Here is a 24,434-nt window from a genome sequence, read left to right as displayed (position 1 = left end):
CACTAGTTGCCTATCACGATCCACCCAATCACGCCGATAGCGATGATCCAGACGCCAATCACCAGCACGGCGCCGGCCCAACTCACCGGCTTCTCGTGCGCCATACGGGTGGCCGCTTGCTGCCGCGCCTCAGCCATCACCGCGGGAGGGATCAGTTTGAGAGCGAAGAAGATGCCTAATGGCGTGATGATGAGATCATCGAGATACCCCAAGACCGGGATGAAATCGGGAATGAGGTCGATGGGGCTGAAGGTATGCGCTATCACCAAGGCCACAAATGCTTTGGCGTACCACGGCGTGCGCGGATCGCGCATGGCGATGGCGAGCGCGTAGGCTTCGCGTTTGAGCGCGCGAGCGCGGGTTTTGAGGGCAGTGAGCATGGTCGGGTTTGGAATACATGATAGCGAGGGTAAGCGGGTTACTCCTTCGACTGACGGCTAGCTAGCCACCGCTTCAGCGATTCCGGACTCTCGGCTGATCGCCGGCCGGCGAGAATACCGCTGACGCTCAAGTCTTCATCAAGATCAGGCCAGTGAAGATATTCGCCGTCACCAATAATTTCGACGTGTTCCCGCTCGTGTTGCTGGCCATACCATAAACGTGGATACCATACCAAAGGTACACTTATGCTACGGCCATCCTTCAATTCTATCACCAACATATCTTCGGTCACGCTTACTGCTTGCGCACGGGCAAGCTGCAAATCATGCGCCAAAGTATTCATGCCATCGCTCCAGTAGGTACGTCTGATGCTGCTGTACGAGCTTGCCAATTCGATTAAGTTCTTGGGCTTTGAAGCCTCCCGACTTTTCAAGCTGAACTGGATCGAGCCAAAATTTCGCCACCAACCGCTCGCGCTGAATGTGGATATGCGGTGGTTCACCGTGATCTAGCGAGACAAAGAAAAAACGATACGGGCCAATGATAAGAATGGTTGGCATACAATAACTCAATAGCGAGAACATTTCTTTTTATTGTATCATCTCTCGGGCCGATATGCTTGAGTACGAAGGGGTGGGGAGCCGTCCGGCGTGCGGCTGTACGCTTGGGGTGCTCGATGCGGCAAGAGCCGCACAGCCTGCGGCTTTACAGGTTTACTGGCACCACCGGTCAATTGCAGCGTGCCAATCGGCTTCAGCGGCGGCCCAATCCGGCCAGCCGCCCAACTGCGGCCAATCGCGCAGGCGGTAGGTTTGGGTGCGCCACGCATGGCTGAAGGCGGCAGCAGCGGCTGGCCGTTCGGTGAGCAGGAAGTGCATCAGCGCCCATGCCGCCGGGTAGTCGAACATCCCGTACTGATCGTACCCCTCGCGGCGGGCTACCAGATCGGCCAGCGCCGGTTTGAGCGGCAGCGCGCAGATCGTGGCAAGATGGCGGCGGTGCGGTTGCAGCGGCCCCTTAGGTTGGGTCTGCGCAGCCATCACTTCGGCCAAACCTTCATCAAACCAACCTTTTGGCTCGGCGTGGTAGCCGGGGCTGAGCCACTGGCCGGGGAAGAGGTACGCGGCAGTGACGGCATGGGCCGTCTCGTGCCGCAGCGTCGCGTCAAGCGTATTCGCAGTCTGGCCTTCGCCGCGCCGGTAGCTGTAAAGCGTGTTCTGCTGCACGTCGTAAATGCCATCAACATCGACGGTAAAGGGTGTAAAGGCGCGCATGTAGTCGCGATACGCGGCTTGGCTGGGAAAGATCAGCACCCGCAGCGGCATCCGCTCTTCGCCGGGGATTGGCGTGTCGCCAACCGGCCCCAGCAAGCGGCGGGTCTGCGCATAAGCGTTGGTCACCGTCGCTGCCAACATATCAGCATCGGTCGCAGCGGCAGGGCCGGTGCGGAGCGTAACGGTCGGTGTCGTAGCCTCGACCGGCAAGGCCAGTTGCTCGTAGGCTTGGCGCACAGCGGTAAAGCGCGGCGCCGCGGCCCACTCGCCGGCCAGCCGGTCGGCGGCGCGAGCCAACGCTGCCCGCGCAGTCAGCACCGTCGGCGTACTCTCAAGGAAGGTAAGCAACGCCGCACCCCGCGGGTCGCCGCTATCGGTGGCCACTTGTAACGGCTGCTCGGCGGCCAGCGCCGCCGCCACCGCGTGCTGCCACATTGCGCGCTCGCCGAGCTGGTCATCACGCAGAAAACTGATCGCTTCAGCGGCGGCGGTGCGCACACCGGGATCGGCGCTGGCTAGCGCCGCCGCGATAAACTCATGCGCCCCCACGCTAAGCGGCCCGCGTTCGGCGGCGATCAGCCTTGCGCGAGCGCGAGCGGCGCGATAGCGCAAGGCCGGCGCGTAGCCAGCCGTGAGCGCCACCTGTTCGAGCGCCGTCGCCGCGGCCCAGCTTGGGTAATAGATGCCATCGAGCAGCCAGACCGCATCTTGGAGCAGAAAGTTATCGTGTTCGCGCTCAAGCAGCGTTATTGCCGTTGCCTGCACGGCACCCTGCTGCTGCGCCATCAACTCGCGGGCCCGCGTCGCCGGCCCGCTCTCGGCCAACCGGCCCAAGATACGCAGCGCATTGCGCCGGGTTCGATCATCGACCGTCGCATCGCTGGCGATGTCCAACAGCGCAGTCACATGCTCCGGCTCGATCCGTGGCCGCAACGCCGCTGCGATCTGCTCGGTGCAGTCGTAGTTCGCCTGCGGCAACACCGCCAGCATGGCCGCCGCATCGGGGTAGATCGGCTGCGGGCAGGCTGGCGTGCGGATCGGCGGCGGATTGGCTGGCGCTACCGCGAGCGGCAGCCGTGATCCCGCCGGGATGAGCAGAGTCAGAGCGATGAAGATGGCGAGCAGGTGGCGCATGGGTGTTACGTATCACGTCGCACTGCCGTATGATGCCTCATTTCCGGTCAGGTGCGCAATGTAATGCTGAGCTTGGTCGCAGGTATTGTGCCTGAATTGCCTATGGCTCATGGTACACCAAGCTGTCTTGACGTTTGGCGCAGATTGCAGCGTTGTTGCTCAATGGCAATCACAATGGCTTGGCAGGACGCCATCTGTCAGTTGTGCTTCCAGCGCGCTGGCGGATGGGGAATGACATCCGGAGGTAGAGGGCGGGCGTGGCCTGCTGGGCCGGTTGGGGGCTGAGGTGCTGTCTGCGCGGTATGGCCGGTAGGGGTGGTTCACCATCCGCTCATAATGGGTCGATGTAACCCGCCTTGAAAAGAAACATGGCCAGTGACAGATATGCTGAATGGACAATGACTTGATCCATCTCGGAATGTGCGGCTTTCCAGCCATGAAAGAGATTACACCGCACTTGATAGACGGCGGTGATGAAATGGCTCCAATCCATTGGAGCCGTTTCGTTATTATCGTGATGACATTTCCAACATTTTGGTTCGAATTTTGTGACCCCTTTTTCAAGATAGAAATTTACCAATTTTCTTCGGTCGCCTGAGTTGTAGCGGAGAATTCTTTTCTTTTGTAGCGATCTGACATCAAAAATGGGAAGAAATTCAAAAAATCTATTACTAATTTGTTTGAATTTCGTATCGCTTTCTATAAGACTTGTAAATGTACTATTTATTCTTTCATCCAAGGCAAGTGCATTGATCATATCACGATCAGTATCTTGCTCGGTGACACAAGCGGCCCAACCATTGAATGCAAACCATGTAAAGATAAAAGGTTCAAAAGCTTCGTCCTTATGGCAATCTCTTTTTTGCCAAGCGCGCTGAAACCATGTGGAAATCAGATGCCGTCCTTCACTATGAAGAGCAGTATAACGCCCTAGATCCACTGAATATTTGCGGGTACGATTACCTCCAAGCTCCGGGCAAGTACTCGTGCGACGGTTTGTCATAGTCTTCCTCCGGTATAGGTATTCCCAGCTAGATTGGAAACGTTGCTACGCCGTAATAACCATCACGCTCGGTACCGCTACGGCTGGATAGGAACGTGCTACTGCCCAACTAGGAACGCTAGCAGCGACTGGCGAGCATACTCTCTGTACCCATCCGCGTATCTCGTCACCCGCTCAGTGTGGGAGATTATGTCGCCTCGCCAGAGGCTGCGCCCTGATCTGATTTGCATAGCTAACCTTCAACCGGCCCATGCCGCGGTGCCTATGCCGCCGAGGTATTCCAGATGTGGCGGTGCAGCAACGTTACGTAGTTCTCCACAAGGGCGATCCTTACATGTGTTTAATATTCATACGCCGGCACAGCACCGCGGTTCAGGGGCGCACCCCCCACAGGCGCACTGTGCCATCAGTTGCTGCCGTGGCTAAGAGCGTTCCGTCCGGGGCAAACGCCACAGACGTGACCGCACCAAGATGGCCGGTCAGCGTTGCCGCCACTTGGCCGGTTGCCATCTCCCACAGGAGCACGTGGCTCTCCGGTACGCTCGCGTTCCGCTTCGTGGCTACGGCCAGCAGCGCTCCGTCGGGGCTAAAGGCGAGATGGCGAAGCAGGCGCTCGGGGTCGTCGAGCTTCAGGGTGCGGATGGCCTTGCCACGCGCCACGTCCCAGACGATCACGCTGTCGAGGGTTAGGGAGGCCAGTATGACGCTGTCGGGTGCGAAGGCCACGTGATTCACCCCTGATAAGGCGCTCTTGTGGGTAAAGACCCGTAGCTGAGTTCCATTGGCAGCGTCCCAAACGCGGATTTCGGCATCCGCGCCCATCGCCACAAAGCGCCCGTCGGGTGAAAAGATGGGGTCCGAAAAACTCGGCATGCCGCTCAAGGCGCCCCCTAGGGTTGGCGGGGTGTCAATCGCCCAGATTGGCCCGCCGGTAGTCAGATCATACAGGAACAGGCTCTGTGAGGCGGCCATGACGACACTGGTTCCAGTGGGAGATACCGCAAACGCAGGCGAGTTGGCAGGCAGGGAAAGCAATCTGAGCGTGTCGCCGGCCATATCGCGCAGGCCAAGACGATCGCCCGGCTCGGCTGCCGGTCGCACGCGCACGAGGATCTGGCTGCCATCGGGCGTGAAGGCGAACGCTGGCTGGTCGGCCCAGATGCGCCAGCTCGCCTCGCCGCTGGCGAGATCCCAGAGGATGCTTTCTTGGCCACCCGCCGTCGCTAGGGTCGCCCCGTCGGGGGCAATCGTCACCTGCTGCAACGCGGCGGTAAAGGCGAGCGTGAGGGGCGGTGCACCGGGCACGGTTGTGTCCCAGACCGCCAGTCGCTCGGCGCCAATCGCCATGAGATGCGCGCTATTGGGGGCAAAGGCCAGTGACGCGCCCGCAAGACCGGGCGCGACCTCGGCGGGCACGGAGAGCGGCGGTAACTCGCGCCACTCTGGCAGGCTCCAGCGGCGCACGATCGCGTCCTTGATCGCCGCTGCCTGCGCTCCATCGGGGGCAACGGCGATTTCCGCCAGCGTTCCCAGATCGCGGAGCTTCTGGCCGCTCTCCACGTCCCACAGGCTGGTTCCGCCGCCATTCTCCTGCACGATGAGCAGCGGCGTGCCGGGTACAAAGCATAGCCGTTCGACCTGATAGGAGATACCGGTGAGGGTCTGGCGGGTGGCGCCCGAAGCTAGGTCAATCAGGGCGATGCTGAGCTTCGGCGGCAGGGTGGCGAAGTCGGCCCTTCCGATGGCTAGGAGGCGCCCGTCAGGCGAGAAAGCGATGGCCCCAGCGGAGCGGTCGGTCAGCGTGCGGACCTCGCGGCCTTGGGCATCGGTGATGACCAGACGCCCATCCTCGCTAACGTTCGAGTTGCTCCCAACCTGTTCGATGCGGGCAGTGTGGAGGGCAAAGAGCGTACCGTCAGGCGCTATGGTCAGGCGCGTCGCGAGCGGAATGGGCACGGACGTGGCCCGATTCGCGGCTACGTCCCAGATCAGCAGTTCCTTTAGCGGCGCCTGAGAATCGAGGCTCCGCAGCAGAAGGCGTTGTCCCGGCAAGGCGCCGATCGCCAGCACTGGCGGTTCTGGACCAAAGAGCGGGCCGGTCTGGCCGGTAGCCGGATCAACGAGGGCCAGTCCCAGATTGGTGGAAAGGGCGATGCGCCCGTCATCGAGCCAGAAAGCCGCCTGCAGCCGGCCAATCCCGCCGAGCGTGGCTAGTGTGACGGCCTGAGCGGCGTTGGCGGGGGTCAGCAGTGGCGCCGGGCCGGCTAGGGGCTGCCCGGCGAGCCGGTCGAGCGAAACGATCGGCGGTCGTGGGGGTAATGGCGGTGTGGTGGTTGGCAGAGGTGTCAGACCGCCGCACCCCGTGAGCAAGAACAGGAGCCAGCGCCAAGGCCAGCGCCAACGGAATGGTGGCATGGAGGAACCTTTCTGTAGCCAACCTGATATATATCATAATAGCTGAAAATCCTAAATCTATATTGCGAGCCTCGCGCAGCGAGGCGAAGCAATCTCCCACTCCCCTATTGTCATTGCGAGCCGCCAGCGGCGGCGAAGCAATCCCCCCCAAGAGCGCGAGGAATCCCCTCAGGCATGTACTGCGCTGAAGCGGGAGATTGCTGCGGGCGCTGCGCGCCCACTCAATGACAGGATGCTTCCCACCTCTGCGTCCTCTGCGCCCTCTGCGGTAAAATTTGCCCCCACCCCTAGCCCCTCCCCCGCTGGGGGAGGGGAAGTGACACCCTTCAGGTAGGCTGTTCCGCTGAAGCGGGAGATTGCTGCGGGCGCTGCGCGCCCGCTCAATGACAGGATGCTTCCCACCTCTGCGTCCTCTGCGCCCTCTGCGGTAAAATTTGCCCCCACCCCTAGCCCCTCCCCCGCTGGGGGAGGGGAAGTGACACCCTTCAGGTAGGCTGTTCCGCTGAAGCGGGAGATTGCTGCGGGCGATGCGCGCCCTCGCAATGACAGGATACTTCTCCCCTCCGCGGCCTCAGTGCTCTCTGCGGTAAAATTTGCCCCCACCCCTAGCCCCTCCCCCAGCGGGGGAGGGGAAGTGACACCCTTCAGGTAGGCTGTTCCGCTGAAGCGGGAGATTGCTGCGGGCGCTGCGCGCCCTCGCAATGACAGGATACTTCTCCCCTCCGCGGCCTCAGCGCTCTCTGCGGTAAAATTTGCCCCCACCCCTAGCCCCTCCCCCGCTGGGGGAGGGGAAGTGACACCCTTCAGGTAGGCTGTTCCGCTGAAGCGGGAGATTGCTGCGGGCGATGCGCGCCCGCTCAATGACAGGATGCTTACCCCTCTGCGTCCTCAGCGCCCTCTGCGGTAAAACTTACCCCCACCCCCAACGGGGGAGGCTTAATGAGGAATAGCCACCAAAAACACCAGATCGTTTTGTGCCTGTTGCGTCTTTTTGCGGCTATTCCACATGCGTTGGGCCGGCGCTGACCTAGCGCTGCACTGCCGGTACGTACAACAGGTGAACGCCGGGGGGCGGTTGGTCGCCGTACCAAAAACTCTCGACCAAGGTATCGCGTTCGCCGTCGGGGTTGATGACCGTCACGTCCACCCATCCCGGTGCGTGCGGCGGGGCCGTGCAGTACAGCAGCGTCTCATCGACTGGCACGATGTCCCGGCAGGGGGTGTCGCCGATCAGCACGCGCACGCCGATCACCTGTTCTGGGCCGGCGGTCGCCTGCGGTTCAGGGAAGGCGAAGGGCCGGATGCGCACGTTGTCGAACCGCACGTCAAAGCTGGCGACAGTGTCTGGCCCGTAGCTAAAGAAGCCGAGCGTTGGCGTTAGCGTGGTTGTCGTGGCCAGCACCGTGTTCAGATTGCCCTCTTCGCGCCAGCGCAGCGTCCGCGTGGTTGCGCCGGTCAGTCCAATGCTGAAGGTGCGCCGGTTGAAGACGCCGCTGGTGACGGTGCTCTTCCCGACGATTTGCCAGCCGCTTTGCCAGAAGGCGATGTTCTTACCGCCGCTAGCCGATCCTTGCAGGTTGAGCATCGTTCCTAACCCCGCCTTAAATCCGTCTGGGCCAGCGACAATGCTCAGCTCGGTGTCGATCGCTATGTCCTGCGGGAGGGTCAGTTTCCACGTGTGGAGCGAGAAGCCGGCGATATTGTATTGGTTGGCGGTGGTGGTTTGGCCGGTCAGGCGCAGTTGCCCGCCGGTTTCGGCGATGGTGTAGAATGAGCCGCTCGGAATGTTCCAGAAAGGACTGATCACACCGTCTTGGAAGTCATCGAAGAATAAGAAGGTGTCGGCGCCGCTGCTGGCGCTGGTGCGCAGCGCGTTGCCGTAGGTCACGGTGATCGCACTCGTGCCAACCGGCAGGTGCGGCACTTTCACCCACACCCGCGTGGTAGCAGTATTGCAGCCGCTTTCAAGCCAATAGTCGAGCGAGCCGAATGCGTCGGCAAAGCGCAGGTCGCCGCAATCGGGACGCAGTTTGCCGGCAGCGATCAAGGCGGCGGTGTCGAGCGTGACCTGCACCGGGTAGTTGTACAGCGGGGCAGTGGTGGTGTTGGTGATGGTAATCGGGCGGGCGTAGCCGGTCTCGCCGGTGGCGAAACGCCAGCCGCGCAATGCGACTTGCGCGCCGCCGCCGGTGAAGCTCCACCACGGGTTGATCTGGGTGAGATCGAGCGGTCGGAGGTCAACGGTGGTTACGGTACGCCACTCGCCACTGCCGAGCCGGATCGCGACCGGCTGGGTACCGGTTTGCCCAGCGGTGCTGACGATACACTCGCCAGTGGCGGTATGGGTGGTGTAGTTGGGGCGGTTGGCGCACGCAACCGGTGCGCCATCGCCAATCCGGATCGCAAAGTCGAGCGGTAGCTTGCGCCCGATCGGCAGGTTGCTCACTGTGCAGCGAGTGTTGCCATCGGCTTGGGGTAAGCACTCTACCCGCAGCGCCGCCAGATCTTGCGGGCGGATCAATGCGCCAGCCACCCACGGCGTGCGTCCGTACTCGATCGCTCCTAAATCAGGCGCATTCACCGGCTGCATCGGCGCATCCATCACTGGGCTGCCGAGGTTCTCGCCGGCATCCACCGCCGGCGAGGAGGCGCGCAGCGCATAATTCCGCTGGCTGCGATTAATGTACACCGCATCGCCTTCAAAGTTGTTGCGGGTGGTGAGCTGCGGGTGATCGAGCGATAGGATCGTGCCGATATTATTGACGTACACCGTACCGGTGAGGACTTGCGGCTGGCCGTTATAGTTGCTCTTCGCCGCCGACTTGATTTCGCCGTCTACCGTGTTGTTGTAGATAAAGCGGTTGCCCGGCGCGCCGGCAAGTTCTCTGACCACCGTGCCGTTGATGCCAAAGGTAAAAATGCCCGGCGAGGTCGTGTTCCAGACAATATTGCGATAGATGAGATAGTTGTAGGAGTCATCATCAAGATAGATGCCGTGCCCGCCAAAGTAGTTCAGGCTTACGTCCAGTTCGGCCCAGTTGTCATGTACCCAGTTGTACGCAATCTGCGCGTTTTTGCCATCGGTGCCCCACGTGTAGATGGTGCCGAGATCGGCAATTTGCAAGTGCGAGTTGTAGAGGTCGTTATACGTAATATTCAAGCCGGGGTCGGCTTGCACCGCAATCCGGCCAGTGTTAAACACCGTATTCTGCCGGAAGTTGTTGCTATCGGCGCCGCCGGGATTTTGTTGCCGCCATGCCTGCCCGCTGACTGCCACATCGCCAGCCGCATAGCTGGCATCGAATATCACGTTGTTGGAGACCAGATTGCGCAACCCCGATACCGACACCATCCGTCCGGCGCTGTACGCCAGCAGGCTATCGCGCAACACGTTATCATTGCCGCGCAAATCAATCCCCGGCGTGCCGGATGTCCAAAACAGAGTTGGTACTTTTTGCACGTGCCACGGGAAGCGTACCTCTAGATTCTGTAGCACAAGGTGATGTGATTGGGTGTCGGTGCGGATGGTTGCGCCAAAGATCTGCAACCCGTCCAGCGTAATGTGCGAGCGACCGGTCAAATCAAAGGCCCACAAGCGACGTTTGGCTTCGATGGTGTGCTGGCTAGGATTGCCGTTGTTCGGCAGCCACAGGTACAAGGCGCCATCGCTAGCGCGAAACCACTCGCCGGGGGCGTCGAGCGCCGCTAGTTTACCCCACAGATAGTAGTAATTCTTGGTGCTAGGCCGCAGCATCCCGTCGTCCCACTTGACAACATTGTTATTGGCTGCCGGGTCGGGGTTGCATTGGAACGAGACCGAGGTGCGGGTCGAGGTGGTGACATCGCAGGTCGTGTAAATGCTATTATACCCCGGCCCGAAGGTAATTTGCCCGCCGGCCCAAAAGTTATCGCCAAACGCCGATAGATCAGTGTCGTGATAGGTTGCGGCAGATTCGCCGTTGATCGTGGCCGTGTCGGCTTGGGCGTTGTCTTGAGTGGTGAGCCGGGTGACGCGCGCCACCGGGATGTTTGGCCAGCGCGCTTCGGGGAGCATCACGCCATCAACCCAGATTTGATTATCGGCAGCAGCTTCCAGCGTGCGTGTGCTGACGTTCCATGGCATCGTGGTGCGGTAAATCGCGCCGCTGTGTAGCGTCCACGGGCCGGTCAAGAGATCGGCGCCGCTGATGACGACCCGCTCGCCGTTGTACGGGGTGAAGGTGATCGGCGCGCCGCTTGCGCCGCTGTTGGCCGGGCGGACGGTCTCGCGGTACACGCCGGCGCGGATGTAGCATGTATCACCGGCAGTCGCAACCTCGGCGCATTTCTGGATCGTGCGGAACGGTTGGGCGAAGGTGCCGGGATTGGCGTCATTGCCAGTGGGTGATACGTAATATCCGGTTGCGCCGCGGGCTGGGGTGAGCGGGTAGGCTGCCGCTACGATCATCACCAGCCATCCGATGATCGCTAGCCAGCCGGTACGAGGGGTTTTCTTCATAACGTTCATCTCTTATTTGTGTAGTGCAATGATGGCTACGACGGTCGAGACAGAGTTTGGACGTTTTGGTAAGATAGTGGCGGGATTATCGGAAAAACAGCCGCGTGTTGCATGGGAAGTCAAATCGTTGTCTGTTGAAATGAGCTTTTATTGAAAACTCCTCCATTAACGCGCATCATCCAACGGATAGTACGTTTCCCCGCGCAGGAGGGCATCGCGTGCAGCTAGCAATTCAGCGTAATCAAATGGTAAAGAGAGAAACCCCGTTGCCCCTACCTGTTTGGCGCTAGGATAAACGCTCTCGATAGTCAAGCAGTCGAACAGTAGGATGGGTGTCTGTTGTAATGCCGGAATTGCCCTAAGCATCGAACATGTGTCAAAGCCACTCAATTTGGGCATCGTAATATCGATCAAAATCAGATCGGGAATTTCTGTTTGAACAATGTCGATACCCTCTTGAGCACTAAAAGCAATTGTTACTTCATCTTCACGAGCTTGTTTAAGAAGAAATTGGATCAAGTGCGATATATCACTCTGGTCATTTATGACCAGCACTCGAGCGCGTTTTCGCGGGTCGGAGCAAGGTTTGTTCATAAGCAATTCCTTGATTGTATCCGCAGCTACGCTTGTCCTATGCAATAACTTGTGGAATCATTCTTCCTTGCTTCGCATACAGCGAGATGCTCGGCGTGAGGAATGTCACGCTTAGCATTGGCTAGGCTTAAATAAAGGTTTTGGTTTCTTTTGTTATTATCACGGTTCCTGATACGCTCTATCAATGGTACCGTTTTCCTACTCTTGAACTGGTCTCCTAGTTCTTGGCGTCTTTGCGCCTTTGCGTTGGAAAACTTTGCGTGCTTGGCGTCCTTTGCGGCTTTGCGTTAACCGCTTTGTGCCTCTGCTCCCTTCGCGCCTTTGCGTTGGAAAACTTTGCGTGCTTGGCGTCCTTTGCAGCTTTGCGTTTGAAGACTTTGCGTTCTTGGCGTCCTTCGCGCCGTCTTAAGCGTCCACGATGCACACTTCGCGCCGGTAGTCGAGGGTGACGCGCCGGAAGCGGCTGAGCAGCCGGTTGCCAGCGTTGGCCCTCCCCCGCCGGCCAAGGTCGCCGTGACTGGTGGCCGGCACGTCAACCTCAATGTTGCTCAGGTGGAATGGCCCGAGTTGCAGATCGACCGCCATACCGAGCGCGACTGGCGCGGTGGCGGCGAAGCCGTGACCAGTGGCAGCGGGAGTGGCGGGCGCGTTGAGGCCAAGCGCGACAGCCAGATCATAGCTGAGGGTGAGGGCGCTGTTCGAGCCGGTATCGATGGTGAGCAGCAGGTCAGCGGGGTGCGGCGCGGTGACGCGCGCGCTAATCGCCGGGAAGTGCTCGAAGAAGCGCAGCGGCAAGGTAGCGCCGTTGGAGCCGGGTGGCGGCGGGGTGAGGTCGGGGTGGCAGAGGCGCAAGGTCTGGGTGGCGTAGTTGATGGTTAGGTTGAGCTGGTGGAGGACGTTGTAGCCGAGCACGATGTCCACCGGGAATGGGGCATGGCTGAGGTCAACCGCCATCAGGTAGAGGTTGCGCAGCGTCAATTCGCCGATGCGCAGCCACGGCAGCACCGTCTCGGTAAAGGGCACTGCGTCAGAGGCGGCGTCGGAGCCGAGGGCAAAATCGCCGATGCGGAGATCGAGCCGGCGGGCCAGCGTGAGGTCGATGGCCGAAGGATCGGTGCCGGTGTCGATCAACACCATCAGCGGGCGTCCGCCGGGGCCGGCGGCGCCGCAGCGCACGACTTGCGGTTGCCAGACCAGCGGTACGTCGGTCAGACCACTGGCCGGAAATTCGAGCCGGGTCTGATCGTCAAGCATACTGTTCCGTAGCGGCGCCGTCGTGACGGGTGGCGGCGCGGTAGAGTTCGAGCGCGCGCATGCGCTGGGTGGCGTGATCGACGATCGGGGCCGGGTAGTCGCTCCCGATCCGCACTCCGGCCCGGATCTGGTCGGCTGCCGGCAGTTTGTGCGGTTCGTGGATGAAGCGCGCCGGTACGCGGGCCAATTCGGGGACGTAGCGCCGCACATACGCGCCGTCGGGGTCGAATTTTTGCCCTTGGCTGACCGGGTTGAAGATGCGGAAGTAGGGTTGGGCGTCGGTGCCGGTGCCGGCGGCCCATTGCCAGCCGCCGTTATTGGCCGCCGGGTCGCCGTCGATCAGCAGGTGCATGAAGTGCCGTTCGCCCCACCGCCAATCGATCAGCAGGTCTTTGGTCAAGAACGACGCCACAATCATGCGGGCGCGGTTGTGCATCCAGCCTTCCTGTTGCAACTGGCGCATCGCCGCATCGACAATCGGGTAGCCAGTTTGGCCCTCTTTCCATGCGGCAAAGAGGTCTGGATCGTTCGGCCACGCAATCTGGTCGTAGACCGGCTTAAAGCTGCCGCGCAGCGCGTGCGGAAAATGGTAGAGCACCTGCACGTAGAAATCGCGCCAGATCAACTCGCCGATCCAACTCTCTGACCCCGGCCCGGGCGGCGCGGCACGCGCCGCAACCACACATTGGCGCGGTGAGAGGACGCCAAAGCGCAGGTAGGGCGAGAGGCGCGAGGTGCCGGCGGCGGCCATGAGGTCACGTGCGGTGGCGTAGTTGGCAATGGTATGTTGGATGAAGTGTTCGAGGGCAGCGAGGGCTGCCGTCTCGCCTGCAGCGAAGCGGGGCACGCGAGCTGGCGCGTCGGGCAAGAGTTCGTTCAGCGCCGGTAGTTGGTCGCTCGCCGGCAACGGGATGGCGGCCAGCGCCGGCATGCCTTGCACCTGCACCGGTTCGCTCTCAAGCCGGGCGCGCCAGCGTTTGGCGTAGGGCGTGTAGACCGTGTACGGCTGGCCGGCAGCCGTCACCACCTCGTTCATCTCAAAGATCACCGCATCTTTGTAGCTCTCGGCCAGATAACCGGCGGCGCGCAGCTCGCGCTTGATCGCGCTGTCACGCTGGATAGCGTAAGGCGTATAGTCGCGGTTCCACGTCACCCCACGCGCGCCGCTCTCGCGCAAAAGCGCCATCAGGGTGGGGAGCGGCTCGCCGCGTCGCAGCACCAACCGCAACCCTAACTCGCGCAGTTCGGCGTCGAGCGCGGCGAGGCTGTCGAGCAAGAATTGGGTGCGGGCCGGGCTGGCAAAGCGCCCGCGGATGATCGCGTCGTCAAAGATAAAGACCGGGATCACCGCGCCGCCGGATTGCGCCGCCGCCGCTCGCAGAGCTGTATTGTCGCGCAGGCGCAGATCGCGCCGGAACCAGTGAATCAGCATAGGCGATCAGGTAAGGTGCTCTGGGCAAAGACAAACTATTCTCATTATACGAGAATTCCTGATCGGCGAGCGGCTCATGGGATATGTCCGGGTTTATCCTGTCCTATTCACCTTTTTCAATCAATGGTATAATCAGCCCAGATACGTACACCTGTGCGACAATGCGGTGAAAGGATGGGCATGAGCGCCGAGCGGCTGGTGAATCCTCATTCGGACAGCGACGACCAGCAGGTCGAGAAGAGCTTGCGCCCGCGCACGCTGAGCGAGTTTATCGGCCAAGAGAAGGTCGTCGAGCAGTTGCGGATTGCAATTGCCGCCGCTCGCGGGCGCAACGAGTCGCTCGACCATACCCTCTTCTACGGGCCGCCGGGCTTGGGCAAGACCTCGCTGGCCAATGTGATCGCCAACGAGATGGGGGCCAAGATCAAGATTACCAGCGGGCCGGCGATCGAGCGGGCCGGTGATTTGGCGGCGATCTTGACGAGCTTGCAGGCTCATGATGTGCTGTTTATTGATGAAGTGCATCGCTTGAATCGGGCCGTGGAAGAGGTGCTCTACCCGGCGATGGAGGATTTCGCCCTCGATCTGGTGGTGGGCAAGGGGCCGGGAGCGCGCAGTTTGCGCCTTAGCCTGCCCCGCTTCACCGTGATCGGCGCGACCACCCGGCTGGCCCTGCTGACCTCGCCATTGCGCGACCGGTTTGTCTCGGTGCATCGCTTGGTATTCTATTCTGATGAAGCGATGGCCGAGATTGTCAGCCGTTCGGCGCGGATTTTAGGCGTGCCGATCAGTCCCGAAGGCGCGCGCGAGATTGGCCGGCGGGCGCGCGGGACGCCGCGCATCGCGAACCGGATTTTGCGCCGGGTGCGCGATTATGCGCAGGTGGTGGCCGGCGGCGCGATTACGCTGGAGGTGGCGCGGGCGGCGCTGGCCCAGCTTGAGATCGACGAGTTGGGGTTGGATGAGAATGACCGCCGGCTGCTGCGCGCCATTATCGAGTTGTTCAACGGCGGGCCGGTCGGTCTGAGCACGCTGGCGGCGGCGCTGGCCGAAGAGGTTGACGCGATCGAAGACGTGTACGAGCCGTTCTTGTTACAGCTCGGCTTCTTGCAGCGCACGCCGCGCGGGCGAGTCGCCACTCGCCGCGCCTACGAGCATCTCGGGTTGCCCTACCCGGAGCGCGCGCTGCCTCCCGATGACGAGAGCGGGCCGCAGCAAGGGACGTTATTCTGATATGGCTTGCCTATCAATTGCGATCATCGCCCGCGATGAAGCGCGGCATATCGCCGGCTGTCTGCGCAGTGTCGCCGGTCTCAGCGACGACGTGGTGGTCATCGTCGATGCGCAGACCCGCGATGCGACCGCGGCGATCGCCGCTGAGCACGGTGCGCAGGTGCTGATCGAGCCATGGCGCGGCTTTAGCGCCCAACGCAACTTCGCCCTGCAACGCTGTCGCGGCGAGTGGGTACTCTTCATCGACGCCGATGAACGGCTGACGCCAGAATTGTTTGTTGAGTTGGCGACGCTGCTGCGGCGCGGCCCGCCGGCCCACATTGCCGGCTACCGCATCCCGCGTTATAACCTCTTCTTTGGCCAGCGTTTGCGTGGCGGCGGCTGGTACCCCGACTACCAACTGCGCCTGCTCCGCCGCGAGGCCGCGCATTTCGATGAGCGCGTCGCCGTCCACGAAGTCGCGACGCTGCGCGGCGAAACCGGTGCGCTGCGCGGCCATCTGCTGCATCTCAACATCGAACGGCTCGATGAGTTGTGGCAAAAGCAGGCCCGCTACGCCTTCGCCGAAGCGACCATGCTCTACCGCGCCGGCAGGCGCATGCGCTGGCGCAACCTGATCGGCGCGCCGGCCCGCGAGTTTACCCGCCGTTACATCCAGCTCGGCGGCTGGCGCGATGGCTGGCTGGGGGTGTTCCTCTGTGCGACGCTGGCGTGGCACGAAGTGGTGAAGTTTTGTATGCTGCGCGGGTTGCAGGAACGCCAAGGCGCAAAGGGATGCTAACGCAAAGGCGCTAAGCCGCAAAGCATATAGGAATACATATCTCTGCGCCTGCGCGTCTTTGCGTGTTTATATCCACAAAGGATACCGTTATGAACCCAATTGCTGATGCGTTAGCGCAGCGTCCGCTGCTGATCCTCGACGGCGCGCTGGCGACCGAACTCGAACGGCGCGGTTGCGATCTAGCCGATCCGCTCTGGTCGGCGAAGGTGTTGATCGAAAACCCGGCCTTGATCCAAGCCGTGCATGCCGATTACTTCGCCGCCGGCGCTGATGTGGCGATTACGGCCAGCTATCAAGCAACCATCCCCGGTTTTATGGCGCGCGGCCTAAGCGAAGCCGAGGCGATTGCCCTTTTGCAGCGTTCGGTGGCGCTGGCCCGCGCCGCTCGCGATGCCTTCTGGGCCGAACCGGCCAACCAGATTGGACGCATCCGCCCACTGGTGGCGGCATCGATTGGCCCGTATGGCGCGTATCTGCACGATGGTTCGGAATATCGCGGCGAGTATGGCTTATCGGTGGCCGACTTGATCGATTTTCATCGTCCGCGCATGGCTGCGCTGGCCGATGCCGAACCCGATCTCTTCGCCTGCGAGACGATCCCGTGCTGGGATGAAGCACGGGCGTTAGTGGCATTGTTGCCCGAATTTCCCCAGTTGACGGCATGGATCAGCTTCAGCGCCCGCGATGGTGTACACACCTCGCGCGGCGAGCCGATCACTGAAGTGGCCGCCGAGATCGCTGCCCATCCGCAAGTGGCAGCAATTGGCATCAACTGCACGGCGCCGCGCTTTATCGCTGATTTGATCCGCGCCATTCGCTCGGTCACTGATAAGCCGGTGGTTGTCTACCCCAACTCTGGCGAGGCGTATGATCCCGTTTGCCAATGCTGGATCGGCCTCGCCGAAGTGGACGATTTCGCGGCGCAGGCCCGCCAGTGGTACGATGCTGGGGCGCGCTTGATCGGCGGTTGTTGCCGGACAACACCTGATCACATTCGGGCGCTGGCGGCATGGGCGGCGAGCGAGGTGATGCATGGTTGAAGCATGGCCGTTTGATCCATTCGTGATACCCTCGCCGCAGGTCTTGCGGGTCAACGCCTACCCGCTGCACGGCGCACCAGTGTTTCACGTCGATCCTGCCCACTATCACGCCGAGTTGTCGTTAAAACAGGCGTTGTTGAAGGCCGATCACCGCTATTACATGCAAGCGTATCCAGAAAGCTTGCCGGCCCAGTGGGAGCTATTGGAATGGGGGATGGCCGAACTGGTGCGCAGTTATCCGCAGTGGTTTGTGGTACAGCGCCACGGTGCTGACGTGTATTGGGAAAACCGGCTGCTGGGGCAAACGGCGACGATCCGGCTCGGCGGCGAACTCGATCTGTGGCCGATCGATTGGCTAGGCCGGCAGGTGCAAGAAGACCTGCTCTTGCTGGCAGTTGACGAAGCCGCCGGCCATCCGCTCATCGCCGGCCAGCTCTGCTTCCCCAACCGCTGGTGTCTTGATGAGAAGATGGGATTGCCGATGGCCGCGATCCACGGCCCAGTACCGCGATTTAGCGAGCGCTTAGCCGATTCAACTAACCAACTGATCGCGCGCCTCCAGCCGTCGCGTCCGGTTTGGCGGCGTAACTGGTCATTGGTGGTGTTGCCCGATCTCGACCTCTCGCCGCGGCTTGGCCCGCTCGATCGCGAAAAGGCGGCGATTACCGCCGAAAATGCTGGCGAGCGCGTCTTCTATCGGGTCGAACGGCAAACGCTGGTACGCCTTGCCCGTCACCCAGCGGTGTTGTTTACGGTGCGCACCTATGTCGCGCCGTTGGCGCAGCTCGCCGCCGATCCGCAATGGGCAGCGGCGCTCGCCAACCTGTTGCAGCAGGTCGAACCGTCGATACTGGCGTATAAAGGGATTCTGCCCTATGTGCAACCATTGCTGGCCTATTTGCGCGCAGTGCATTAGCCACGTTGCGTCTGTGGAGTGCGGCAGTTAAACTGCCGCATGCCAGCGGCAAGATGTGCTATCATGGCGTAAAGACAGGGTTGATGGAGGAAACGGGCATGAGTCAAGAGCGCGAACGGCGCGCTACCCAAGTCGAGCGCCGGTCAGAGATAGGGCCATCCCAGCGCGAGACGTCGCGCACCGAGCGGTTAGATGCGTCTGCCCCTAATCCGCACTGGCGTCCGCCACGGGCAGGTGGTCGTGGTTCTATCGTGACTACTACCAACGTCTGGCACGATCTGCCGCGGTGGTTGCAAGCACGTGGGTGGATCTATCTCCTTGTCCTCTTTGTACTCATTGTTGCGATTTTTATGCTGACGCTCTCGCTGTTGCGCGGTGATCGGCGGGAAGCGCCGATAGGCGCGCCGCAGCCAACCGCGATCACTCAGCCGACCAGTGAATCAACCCTGTTGCTTGGCAATGAGGGCGCCAATGCTGCGCCGCAACCTGCGCCACCCCCGGCGCCGCGTTTCTTTGTCGTGGTGAATACCGGCGGGCAAGGGCTGTTCCTGCGACCGCAACCCAATCGTACTAACCCACCGATCGCAACCTTGCCTGACGGCACCCGCCTCGAACAGATCGGTGATGATGTCCCCGGTGAGGATCGGCTCTGGCGACCGGTGCGCACGCCCGACGGTCTTGAAGGGTACGTAGCGGTTGATTTTCTGGCCCCAGAGCAGTAGGCGAGAGGCACGCACGGGCGGAGCCAAACCCGCCCGTTGCTCATCACGACCCTTACTCATAGATTGCCGCTGCTACCGCTCACGAGCAGCGACTAAGTCCGGTGCAGCGATCGAGAGGAAGAGATCAACCAGATTCGGATCAAAATGCTTGCCGGCCTGCTCGCGAATATAGTGGCAGGCTTGTTCGCGCGTCCACGCCTTACGGTAGGGCCGGTCGTTTGTGAGTGCATCCCACACATCGACCAACGCGAAGATTCGCGCCGCTAGTGGAATCTGCTCGCCGCGCAAGCCGCGCGGGTAACCGGTGCCGTCCCACTTTTCATGATGGCAATAGGGAATATCGAGAGCCGGACGGAGATAGGCGATTGGCGAGAGCAACTCATACGCATACGTCGTATGGCGGCGCATAATCTCCCATTCTTCGGCGGTAAGCGGGCCGGGTTTATGGAGAATGGAGTCGGGCACGCCAATTTTGCCAATATCGTGCAGCATCGCGCCGCGCCACATGTTGATCTGCTCTTCAGGGGGAATATTCAGCGCCTTGGCTATCTCAATCGTGAGTTGCGCGACTCGTTGTGAGTGGCCCTCGGTCTCTTTATCGCGTAAATCGAGCGCGCGCGACCAGCCGATCAGGGTCTGGTCATACGCTTCAGCAATCGCCTGCGCCGCTTGCTTAGCTTGCTCGGTAAGCTGGCGCTCGTGCGCCGCTGCCCGTTCGCGCTCCTCGATCAGGCGCCGGTAGCGGTTGATGCGCTGCATCGTGCGCACCCGCAAGCGCAACTCGCTCAGCTCAACCGGTTTCGAGAGGCATTCATCGGCGCCGGCTTTGACTCCCTCGAGCCGTGAGGCCCGATCATCGAGCGCCGTAATCATAATAATCGGCACTTCAGCCGTCTGCGGATCGTCGCGCAGCATCCGGCAGACCGAAAACCCATCGAGATCGGGCATCATCACATCGAGCAGGATGAGATCAGGCAGAGCTTCGTGCGCGGCGGCAATGCCGCTCATCCCTGATGCGGCGGTACGTACCACACACCGTTCGCGTCTGAGCAAATCGCTGAGAATATCGCGAACATTTGGATCATCATCAATGACGAGTACGCTGTAGGGGTGGTTTTGCATATTGATCGGGCTTTCCGGTGCGTGTAACCATCCGCACGGCTGTATTCTATCATGGGATAATGGTATCTGCAGGGCCCGTGCGCTTGACCGATCCTCTGGTGGGATCTATGATTCGGCTGTAGTATGAACGTCATCACGATTGTGAGCAATGCAGTTCATAGCAAGGCTCCTGCGTTGCGCATAATAGGCTATGATTGTTCGCTTTTGATGCAAATCGCTTATTAGTCTTACACCGTTGTGATTACCATTGTATTACCATCCGTTTGATGGGGAAATGTTTTACTCATTAACGAAGGTATGACGCGATCGGATAGACAAGGAGCCGCGCTATGACTGAAGCTAGTGACGAACACCGCCCGGCAGTGCTCATTGTCGATGACGATCCGAATGTGACCAGTTCACTGGCCCGTTCATTGCGCGATCGCTTCACCGTCTTCACGGCCACCGATGCTGAAACGGCGTTGCAGATTCTCAAGCAGCAGCCAGTTGCCGTGATTCTCACCGATCAGCGGATGCCGGCGATGTCGGGGGTCGAGTTGCTGGCGCGGGCGCGTGAATTGCAACCTGATGCGCGCGGTTTTATCATTTCCGGCTACACTGATCCGGCGGCGCTGGCCGAAGCTCTCAATCTCGGTTCGGTGCATGGCTTTATGGCCAAGCCATGGGATATTGCCGCCCTGCGCCGGAAGCTTGAGCAGTTGGCGCAAGAGTATCAGACGGCGGTGAACGAGCGGCGCGCCGCCCGCGAAGCGCAAGCGCAGATGGCAATGCTACGCCAGATGCTCGACCAATTGCAAACCGATTACCTGACGACGCTCGAGCTGGTCAGTTGGGAGAGCGAGGCGCCGCCGATCAGTACCTCATCGATCGGCAGTCCGCTAGCCCAGAGTGCGCCTGAAACGTTCGACGATTTGGTGGCCGCCTATCGCAGTCTGCTCGATTTGGCTGCCGAGCAGCGAGGTTTGCACGACCAACGTTCGATGCCTGACCGGTTGCGGGTCTTGAGCGAGCGGCTCGGTTTGTTGTGGGCCGGCCCGCGTGATCTGATCGAAATTCACACCCAAGCCCTGCGCCAGCTTTGCCGCGGCCAAACGCCGCAGCGGATCGCGGTGTATATGGAAGAGGGCCGGCTGATGTTGCTCGAATTAATGGGCCATCTCGTCAATTTCTACCGGATCCGGCTGGCTGCGCAGAGCCATGAATGAGTTGCCTGCAATCGTAACCCAAGCGCCGTATGCCGCTTTCCTGTTGGAACCAAGCGGTCGGATCGCCGATTGTAATGCTGCTGCCGCGGCGTTGTTCGGGATGGCTCCTGCCGAACTGTGCGGGCGGCAGTTTGTTACACTGCTCGATCCGTTCAGCATTGCCAAAGCGCAGACGATGCTGGCGCAGACGATCCATAATGGCGGGGTACAGCACTGGGAACTTGTTCACCGCCGCGGCGGCGCTGCGCCGCTGTTGCTCGGCTATACCACATGGCCGATCCGCGACGCAGACGGGGCGATCACCGGTATCGTGGCGCTCGGTCTCGATCTTGGTCCCACCGTGGCGCTGACGGCTCAGCTCGCTGAAACGAACCAACGGCTCGAATCGGCGCTCAAGCAACTGGAACGCGCTCACGCCGATCTGAAAGCGGCCCAGACCCAGTTGGTGCAATCGGAAAAGATGCGCTCGCTCGGCCAGTTGGTGGCCGGCGTGGCCCACGAGATCAATACGCCGTTAGGTTATGTTGCAAACAACCTCGCCTTTCTGGCCGAACGGCTGCCCGCGCTGCGCACTGCTCCCACCGATGAGCTTAGCTGGCGCGATGTGGCCGACGCCATCCACGAGAGCCAGATCGGGATCGAGCGGATTGCCGCGATTGTGCGCGCCTTGCGCGCGTTTGCCCGTCCCGACGAGGCGCAGCTCGTTCCCGCTGATGTTAACGAAGGTCTCGCCAGCACGGTGCGTATGGTGCGCGCCGTGAGCGGGCCGCGGATTGTGATTCGCGAAGAGTACAGTGATGTGCCGCCGTTGCTCTGCCATCCCGGTGAACTGAATCAGGTCTTTCTCAACCTGTTAATGAACGCCGTCCATGCCTGTCGCGGCGCCGGTACGGTGACGGTGCAGACGGCGAGTGATGGCAACGCTATCACAGTAACGATCAGCGATACAGGTATTGGCATGGAGGCGGCGACCATCGCCCGCCTCGGCGAGCCGTTCTTTACCACGTGGCCGGATGGCGGCGGCACCGGCTTGGGGTTGGCCATCTCGCGCGAGATTGTGACCCGCCACGGCGGCCACCTGCATTTTCAGAGCGAGCCGGGCCGTGGCACGACGGTGAAGGTCGCGTTGCCGTTGCAACGAGGAGATCCGTGAACGCAGCGGCGCAAAGGGTGGTTGTTGGAACAAGAGCGATAATGGAATGCCACGTGGGATTGATAGCGCGCTTGCGACCCTTTCCCCAAAACAACCCTCTGCGCCTTCGCGCCTTTGCGTGTAAAATCCTCTGCGCCTTTGCGTCTTTGCGTGTAGGATCCTCTGCACCTTTGCTATCATCAGCGCCTCGCCGAACCGCCACGAGCCGGTGCAATGCCGAAACGCCATGGTGAGATAAGGCAGATGGGCACTTGAGGCTTTTTCCCAAAAACAACCCTCTGCGCCTTCGCGCCTTTGCGTGTAAAATCCTCTGCGTCTTTGCGTGTAAAATTCGTTGCGCCTACGCCACCGCCACTTTTTCGCGCACCAATTGCTCGCTGAACTCCCACAACTTGCGCGCCAGCGCCGCATCTTGGGCCCGCGCCGAGGTCTTGGCTGGCTTTTTCCGCACGAAGTACAACCCACTCATCCCCTCCACCTCTGGCGACGAGGCGAGATAGATCGACGTGGCTGCGCCTTGTTCGGGCGTGAGCATAAAGGGACGGATAAGCCGGAAGAAGAACGCAAATGCACCCCGCGCATCGGCGGCGAAGTTGGTGGCCACTGCTCCCGGATGGAGACTATTGGCGGTGACGCCGGTGCCCTGTAAGCGACGGGCCAGTTCGTTGGTAAAGAGAATGTTGCACAGCTTCGAGTCACCGTATGCCTGCGAGATATTCCCACGCTGCGGCGAGGCGATCTGCGGAATCTTCACATTGCCGGCGACGTGCGCATACGATGAGACATTGACAATGCGGGCCGGCGCGCTAGCGATGATTCGTTCCAGCAGCAGGTTGGTGAGCAAGAACGGCGCGAGATGGTTAACGGCAAAGGTGAGTTCGTAGCCGTCGGCGCTAGCCAGCGGCTCAGAGACGAACAGACCGGCATTGTTGACCAAGACATCAATCCGCGGGCAGCGATCGAGCAACTCGCCGGCAGCGCGGCGCACCGAAGCCAGCGAGGCGAAATCGGCCAGCACCAGCTCTGGCGGCGGCGCATTGGGCGCTTCTTTCATCATCTGCTGGCGCGCCGCTTCGCCTTTGCTCTGCGAACGGCAGACCATCATCACCCGCGCCCCCATGTTGGCGAGTTCGCGCGCCGTAACGTACCCGATCCCCGAATTGGCGCCGGTCACAATGACCGTTTTGCCTTGCATATGTTGCATATACTGTTCTCCCTCATGGTGTATCGCTAGTCATGGTGCAAACGTGCCAGAATGCCCTCGCACCTGAGCCGATGTCGTTCCCTTGAACATCCATGCCCCGGCGCTGCAACCGGGGCATGGCTTGGTAAAGAGCTTGTCTTTTGTACTATACCATGGGTCTGGGGGTTACGAGCGGGGCATATTTCGCCTTCATTGCGAGCCGCGCTATGCGCGGCGAAGCAATCTCCCGCGAGCACGGGAGCGGTGTGCTCAGGCATCGTTCTCGCTGACGCGGGAGATTGCTTCGGGGGCTGCGCCCCCTCGCAATGACAATTGGGGTGCGCCCCTGCTCTCCTCATGTCATTGCGAGCCGCCAGCGGCGGCGAAGCAATCCCCTGCGAGCACGGGAGCGGTGTGCTCAGGCACGAGTCCGCTCTCCTCATGTCATTGCGAGCCGCCAGCGGCGGCGAAGCAATCCCCCGCGAGAGCGGGACAGGTGTTCTCAGGCATCGTTCTCGCTGAAGCGGGAGATTGCTTCGGGGGCTTCGCCCTCTCGCAATGACAAACGGGGTGCGCTCCCTCGCAATGACAAACGGGGTGCGCCCTCTCGCAATGACAAACGGGCTACGCCCGCCGTGCTCCTCATGTCATTGCGAGCCGCGCTATGCGCGGCGAAGCAATCTCCCGCGAGCACGGGAGCGGTAGCTTGAGGCATGGTTCTCGCTGACGCGGGAGATTGCTTCGGGGGCTGCGCCCCCTCGCAATGACAATTGGGGTGCGCCCCTGCTCTCCTCATGTCATTGCGAGCCGCCAGCGGCGGCGAAGCAATCCCCCGCGAGCACGGGAGCGGTGTGCTCAGGCATGGTTCTCGCTGACGCGGGAGATTGCTTCGGGGGCTGCGCCCCCTCGCAATGACAATTGGGGTGCGCCCCTGCTCTCCTCATGTCATTGCGAGCCGCCAGCGGCGGCGAAGCAATCCCCTGCGAGCACGGGAGCGGTGTGCTCAGGCACGAGTCCGCTCTCCTCATGTCATTGCGAGCCGCCAGCGGCGGCGAAGCAATCCCCTGCGAGCACGGGAGCGGTGTGCTCAGGCA

Annotated in this window: 19 protein-coding genes; 7 read left to right on the top strand and 12 right to left on the bottom strand. The window is 61.2% G+C overall.

Going from position 1 to position 24,434, the window contains the following annotated elements; translation table 11 throughout:
• Positions 1-2 precede the first annotated feature (2 nt).
• The 10 genes from A6A03_RS01495 to A6A03_RS01455 all read right to left on the bottom strand — a co-directional run bounded on the left by A6A03_RS01495 (position 3) and on the right by A6A03_RS01455 (position 13,985).
• Complete coding sequence (locus A6A03_RS01495; RefSeq protein WP_066782895.1) at positions 3-380, bottom strand: YkvA family protein; 378 nt, start codon at positions 378-380, stop codon at positions 3-5.
• Positions 381-418: 38 nt separating this feature from the next.
• Positions 419-724, bottom strand: a complete 306-nt coding sequence (locus tag A6A03_RS01490) for a DUF2442 domain-containing protein (protein ID WP_066782893.1) — start codon at positions 722-724, stop codon at positions 419-421.
• On the bottom strand, positions 705-941 hold the full coding sequence (locus A6A03_RS19920; protein WP_076798205.1) for a DUF4160 domain-containing protein: 237 nt from the start codon (positions 939-941) through the stop codon (positions 705-707). The genes A6A03_RS01490 and A6A03_RS19920 overlap by 20 nt, the downstream gene beginning before the upstream one ends.
• Positions 942-1,094: 153 nt before the next feature.
• A complete protein-coding gene (locus tag A6A03_RS01485) occupies positions 1,095-2,789 on the bottom strand; it encodes a collagenase (protein ID WP_066782890.1) in 1,695 nt (564 codons plus the stop codon).
• Between the two features lie 331 nt (positions 2,790-3,120).
• Entirely contained in the window at positions 3,121-3,792 is a 672-nt protein-coding gene (locus A6A03_RS20235; protein WP_156525241.1) for a hypothetical protein, read from the bottom strand.
• Between the two features lie 372 nt (positions 3,793-4,164).
• Positions 4,165-6,207 carry a WD40 repeat domain-containing protein gene (locus A6A03_RS01480; RefSeq protein ID WP_066782888.1) on the bottom strand — a complete coding sequence of 681 codons (2,043 nt, stop codon included), beginning with the start codon at positions 6,205-6,207 and terminating at the stop codon, positions 4,165-4,167.
• Between the two features lie 1,027 nt (positions 6,208-7,234).
• Positions 7,235-10,705, bottom strand: coding sequence for a DUF2341 domain-containing protein (locus A6A03_RS01470; RefSeq protein WP_066782884.1), 3,471 nt, complete (start codon positions 10,703-10,705; stop codon positions 7,235-7,237).
• 165 nt (positions 10,706-10,870) lie between these two features.
• A complete protein-coding gene (locus tag A6A03_RS01465; RefSeq protein WP_066782882.1) occupies positions 10,871-11,299 on the bottom strand; it encodes a response regulator in 429 nt (142 codons plus the stop codon).
• A gap of 405 nt (positions 11,300-11,704) precedes the next feature.
• Positions 11,705-12,553 carry a pepsin/retropepsin-like aspartic protease family protein gene (locus A6A03_RS01460; protein ID WP_066782880.1) on the bottom strand — a complete coding sequence of 283 codons (849 nt, stop codon included), beginning with the start codon at positions 12,551-12,553 and terminating at the stop codon, positions 11,705-11,707.
• A complete protein-coding gene (locus tag A6A03_RS01455; RefSeq protein ID WP_066782878.1) occupies positions 12,546-13,985 on the bottom strand; it encodes a cryptochrome/photolyase family protein in 1,440 nt (479 codons plus the stop codon). The genes A6A03_RS01460 and A6A03_RS01455 overlap by 8 nt, the downstream gene beginning before the upstream one ends.
• A 180-nt stretch (positions 13,986-14,165) precedes the next feature.
• Between A6A03_RS01455 and ruvB the strand changes: the two genes are divergently transcribed.
• The 5 genes from ruvB to A6A03_RS01430 all read left to right on the top strand — a co-directional run bounded on the left by ruvB (position 14,166) and on the right by A6A03_RS01430 (position 18,677).
• Positions 14,166-15,218: a Holliday junction branch migration DNA helicase RuvB gene (ruvB, locus tag A6A03_RS01450; RefSeq protein WP_066782876.1), complete on the top strand. Its 1,053-nt coding sequence runs from the start codon at positions 14,166-14,168 to the stop codon at positions 15,216-15,218.
• A 1-nt stretch (position 15,219) separates the two neighbouring features.
• Positions 15,220-15,999, top strand: a complete 780-nt coding sequence (locus A6A03_RS01445; RefSeq protein WP_066782874.1) for a glycosyltransferase family 2 protein — start codon at positions 15,220-15,222, stop codon at positions 15,997-15,999.
• A gap of 89 nt (positions 16,000-16,088) precedes the next feature.
• On the top strand, positions 16,089-17,039 hold the full coding sequence (gene mmuM, locus A6A03_RS01440; protein ID WP_066782872.1) for a homocysteine S-methyltransferase: 951 nt from the start codon (positions 16,089-16,091) through the stop codon (positions 17,037-17,039).
• Complete coding sequence (locus tag A6A03_RS01435; protein ID WP_066782871.1) at positions 17,032-17,955, top strand: heme-dependent oxidative N-demethylase family protein; 924 nt, start codon at positions 17,032-17,034, stop codon at positions 17,953-17,955. Before mmuM ends, A6A03_RS01435 begins: the two co-directional genes overlap by 8 nt.
• A 98-nt stretch (positions 17,956-18,053) precedes the next feature.
• Positions 18,054-18,677, top strand: a complete 624-nt coding sequence (locus tag A6A03_RS01430; RefSeq protein ID WP_066782870.1) for an SH3 domain-containing protein — start codon at positions 18,054-18,056, stop codon at positions 18,675-18,677.
• Positions 18,678-18,749: 72 nt separating this feature from the next.
• Here the strand turns inward: A6A03_RS01430 and A6A03_RS01425 are convergent, their stop codons facing one another.
• Complete coding sequence (locus A6A03_RS01425; protein ID WP_066782867.1) at positions 18,750-19,799, bottom strand: HD domain-containing phosphohydrolase; 1,050 nt, start codon at positions 19,797-19,799, stop codon at positions 18,750-18,752.
• Positions 19,800-20,128: 329 nt separating this feature from the next.
• Here A6A03_RS01425 and A6A03_RS01420 point away from each other — a divergent pair, with 329 nt between their 5' ends.
• Together A6A03_RS01420 and A6A03_RS01415 are read left to right on the top strand one after the other, a co-directional pair.
• On the top strand, positions 20,129-21,004 hold the full coding sequence (locus A6A03_RS01420; protein ID WP_066782866.1) for a response regulator: 876 nt from the start codon (positions 20,129-20,131) through the stop codon (positions 21,002-21,004).
• A complete protein-coding gene (locus A6A03_RS01415; protein ID WP_066782864.1) occupies positions 20,997-22,157 on the top strand; it encodes a PAS domain-containing sensor histidine kinase in 1,161 nt (386 codons plus the stop codon). Before A6A03_RS01420 ends, A6A03_RS01415 begins: the two co-directional genes overlap by 8 nt.
• A 340-nt stretch (positions 22,158-22,497) precedes the next feature.
• On the opposite strand, the gene A6A03_RS01410 is transcribed toward A6A03_RS01415, so the two are convergent.
• A complete protein-coding gene (locus tag A6A03_RS01410) occupies positions 22,498-23,361 on the bottom strand; it encodes an SDR family oxidoreductase (protein WP_082908887.1) in 864 nt (287 codons plus the stop codon).
• Between the last annotated feature and the right edge of the window lie 1,073 nt (positions 23,362-24,434).

The organism is Chloroflexus islandicus, from assembly GCF_001650695.1.
GTDB lineage: Bacteria > Chloroflexota > Chloroflexia > Chloroflexales > Chloroflexaceae > Chloroflexus > Chloroflexus islandicus.
Note: the sequence above shows the minus strand (reverse complement) of the source record. Positions and strands in the feature narration are given on the sequence as shown.

Bases quoted from the DNA above. Each gene is read 5' to 3' on its own strand.
- A6A03_RS01495 (WP_066782895.1), bottom strand. From the start codon at position 380: ATGCTCACTGCCCTCAAAACCCGCGCTCGCGCGCTCAAACGCGAAGCC.
- A6A03_RS01490 (WP_066782893.1), bottom strand. From the start codon at position 724: ATGAATACTTTGGCGCATGATTTGCAGCTTGCCCGTGCGCAAGCAGTA.
- A6A03_RS19920 (WP_076798205.1), bottom strand. From the start codon at position 941: ATGCCAACCATTCTTATCATTGGCCCGTATCGTTTTTTCTTTGTCTCG.
- A6A03_RS01485 (WP_066782890.1), bottom strand. From the start codon at position 2,789: ATGCGCCACCTGCTCGCCATCTTCATCGCTCTGACTCTGCTCATCCCG.
- A6A03_RS20235 (WP_156525241.1), bottom strand. From the start codon at position 3,792: ATGACAAACCGTCGCACGAGTACTTGCCCGGAGCTTGGAGGTAATCGT.
- A6A03_RS01480 (WP_066782888.1), bottom strand. From the start codon at position 6,207: ATGCCACCATTCCGTTGGCGCTGGCCTTGGCGCTGGCTCCTGTTCTTG.
- A6A03_RS01470 (WP_066782884.1), bottom strand. From the start codon at position 10,705: ATGAAGAAAACCCCTCGTACCGGCTGGCTAGCGATCATCGGATGGCTG.
- A6A03_RS01465 (WP_066782882.1), bottom strand. From the start codon at position 11,299: ATGAACAAACCTTGCTCCGACCCGCGAAAACGCGCTCGAGTGCTGGTC.
- A6A03_RS01460 (WP_066782880.1), bottom strand. From the start codon at position 12,553: ATGCTTGACGATCAGACCCGGCTCGAATTTCCGGCCAGTGGTCTGACC.
- A6A03_RS01455 (WP_066782878.1), bottom strand. From the start codon at position 13,985: ATGCTGATTCACTGGTTCCGGCGCGATCTGCGCCTGCGCGACAATACA.
- ruvB (WP_066782876.1), top strand. From the start codon at position 14,166: ATGAGCGCCGAGCGGCTGGTGAATCCTCATTCGGACAGCGACGACCAG.
- A6A03_RS01445 (WP_066782874.1), top strand. From the start codon at position 15,220: ATGGCTTGCCTATCAATTGCGATCATCGCCCGCGATGAAGCGCGGCAT.
- mmuM (WP_066782872.1), top strand. From the start codon at position 16,089: ATGAACCCAATTGCTGATGCGTTAGCGCAGCGTCCGCTGCTGATCCTC.
- A6A03_RS01435 (WP_066782871.1), top strand. From the start codon at position 17,032: ATGGTTGAAGCATGGCCGTTTGATCCATTCGTGATACCCTCGCCGCAG.
- A6A03_RS01430 (WP_066782870.1), top strand. From the start codon at position 18,054: ATGAGTCAAGAGCGCGAACGGCGCGCTACCCAAGTCGAGCGCCGGTCA.
- A6A03_RS01425 (WP_066782867.1), bottom strand. From the start codon at position 19,799: ATGCAAAACCACCCCTACAGCGTACTCGTCATTGATGATGATCCAAAT.
- A6A03_RS01420 (WP_066782866.1), top strand. From the start codon at position 20,129: ATGACTGAAGCTAGTGACGAACACCGCCCGGCAGTGCTCATTGTCGAT.
- A6A03_RS01415 (WP_066782864.1), top strand. From the start codon at position 20,997: ATGAATGAGTTGCCTGCAATCGTAACCCAAGCGCCGTATGCCGCTTTC.
- A6A03_RS01410 (WP_082908887.1), bottom strand. From the start codon at position 23,361: ATGCAACATATGCAAGGCAAAACGGTCATTGTGACCGGCGCCAATTCG.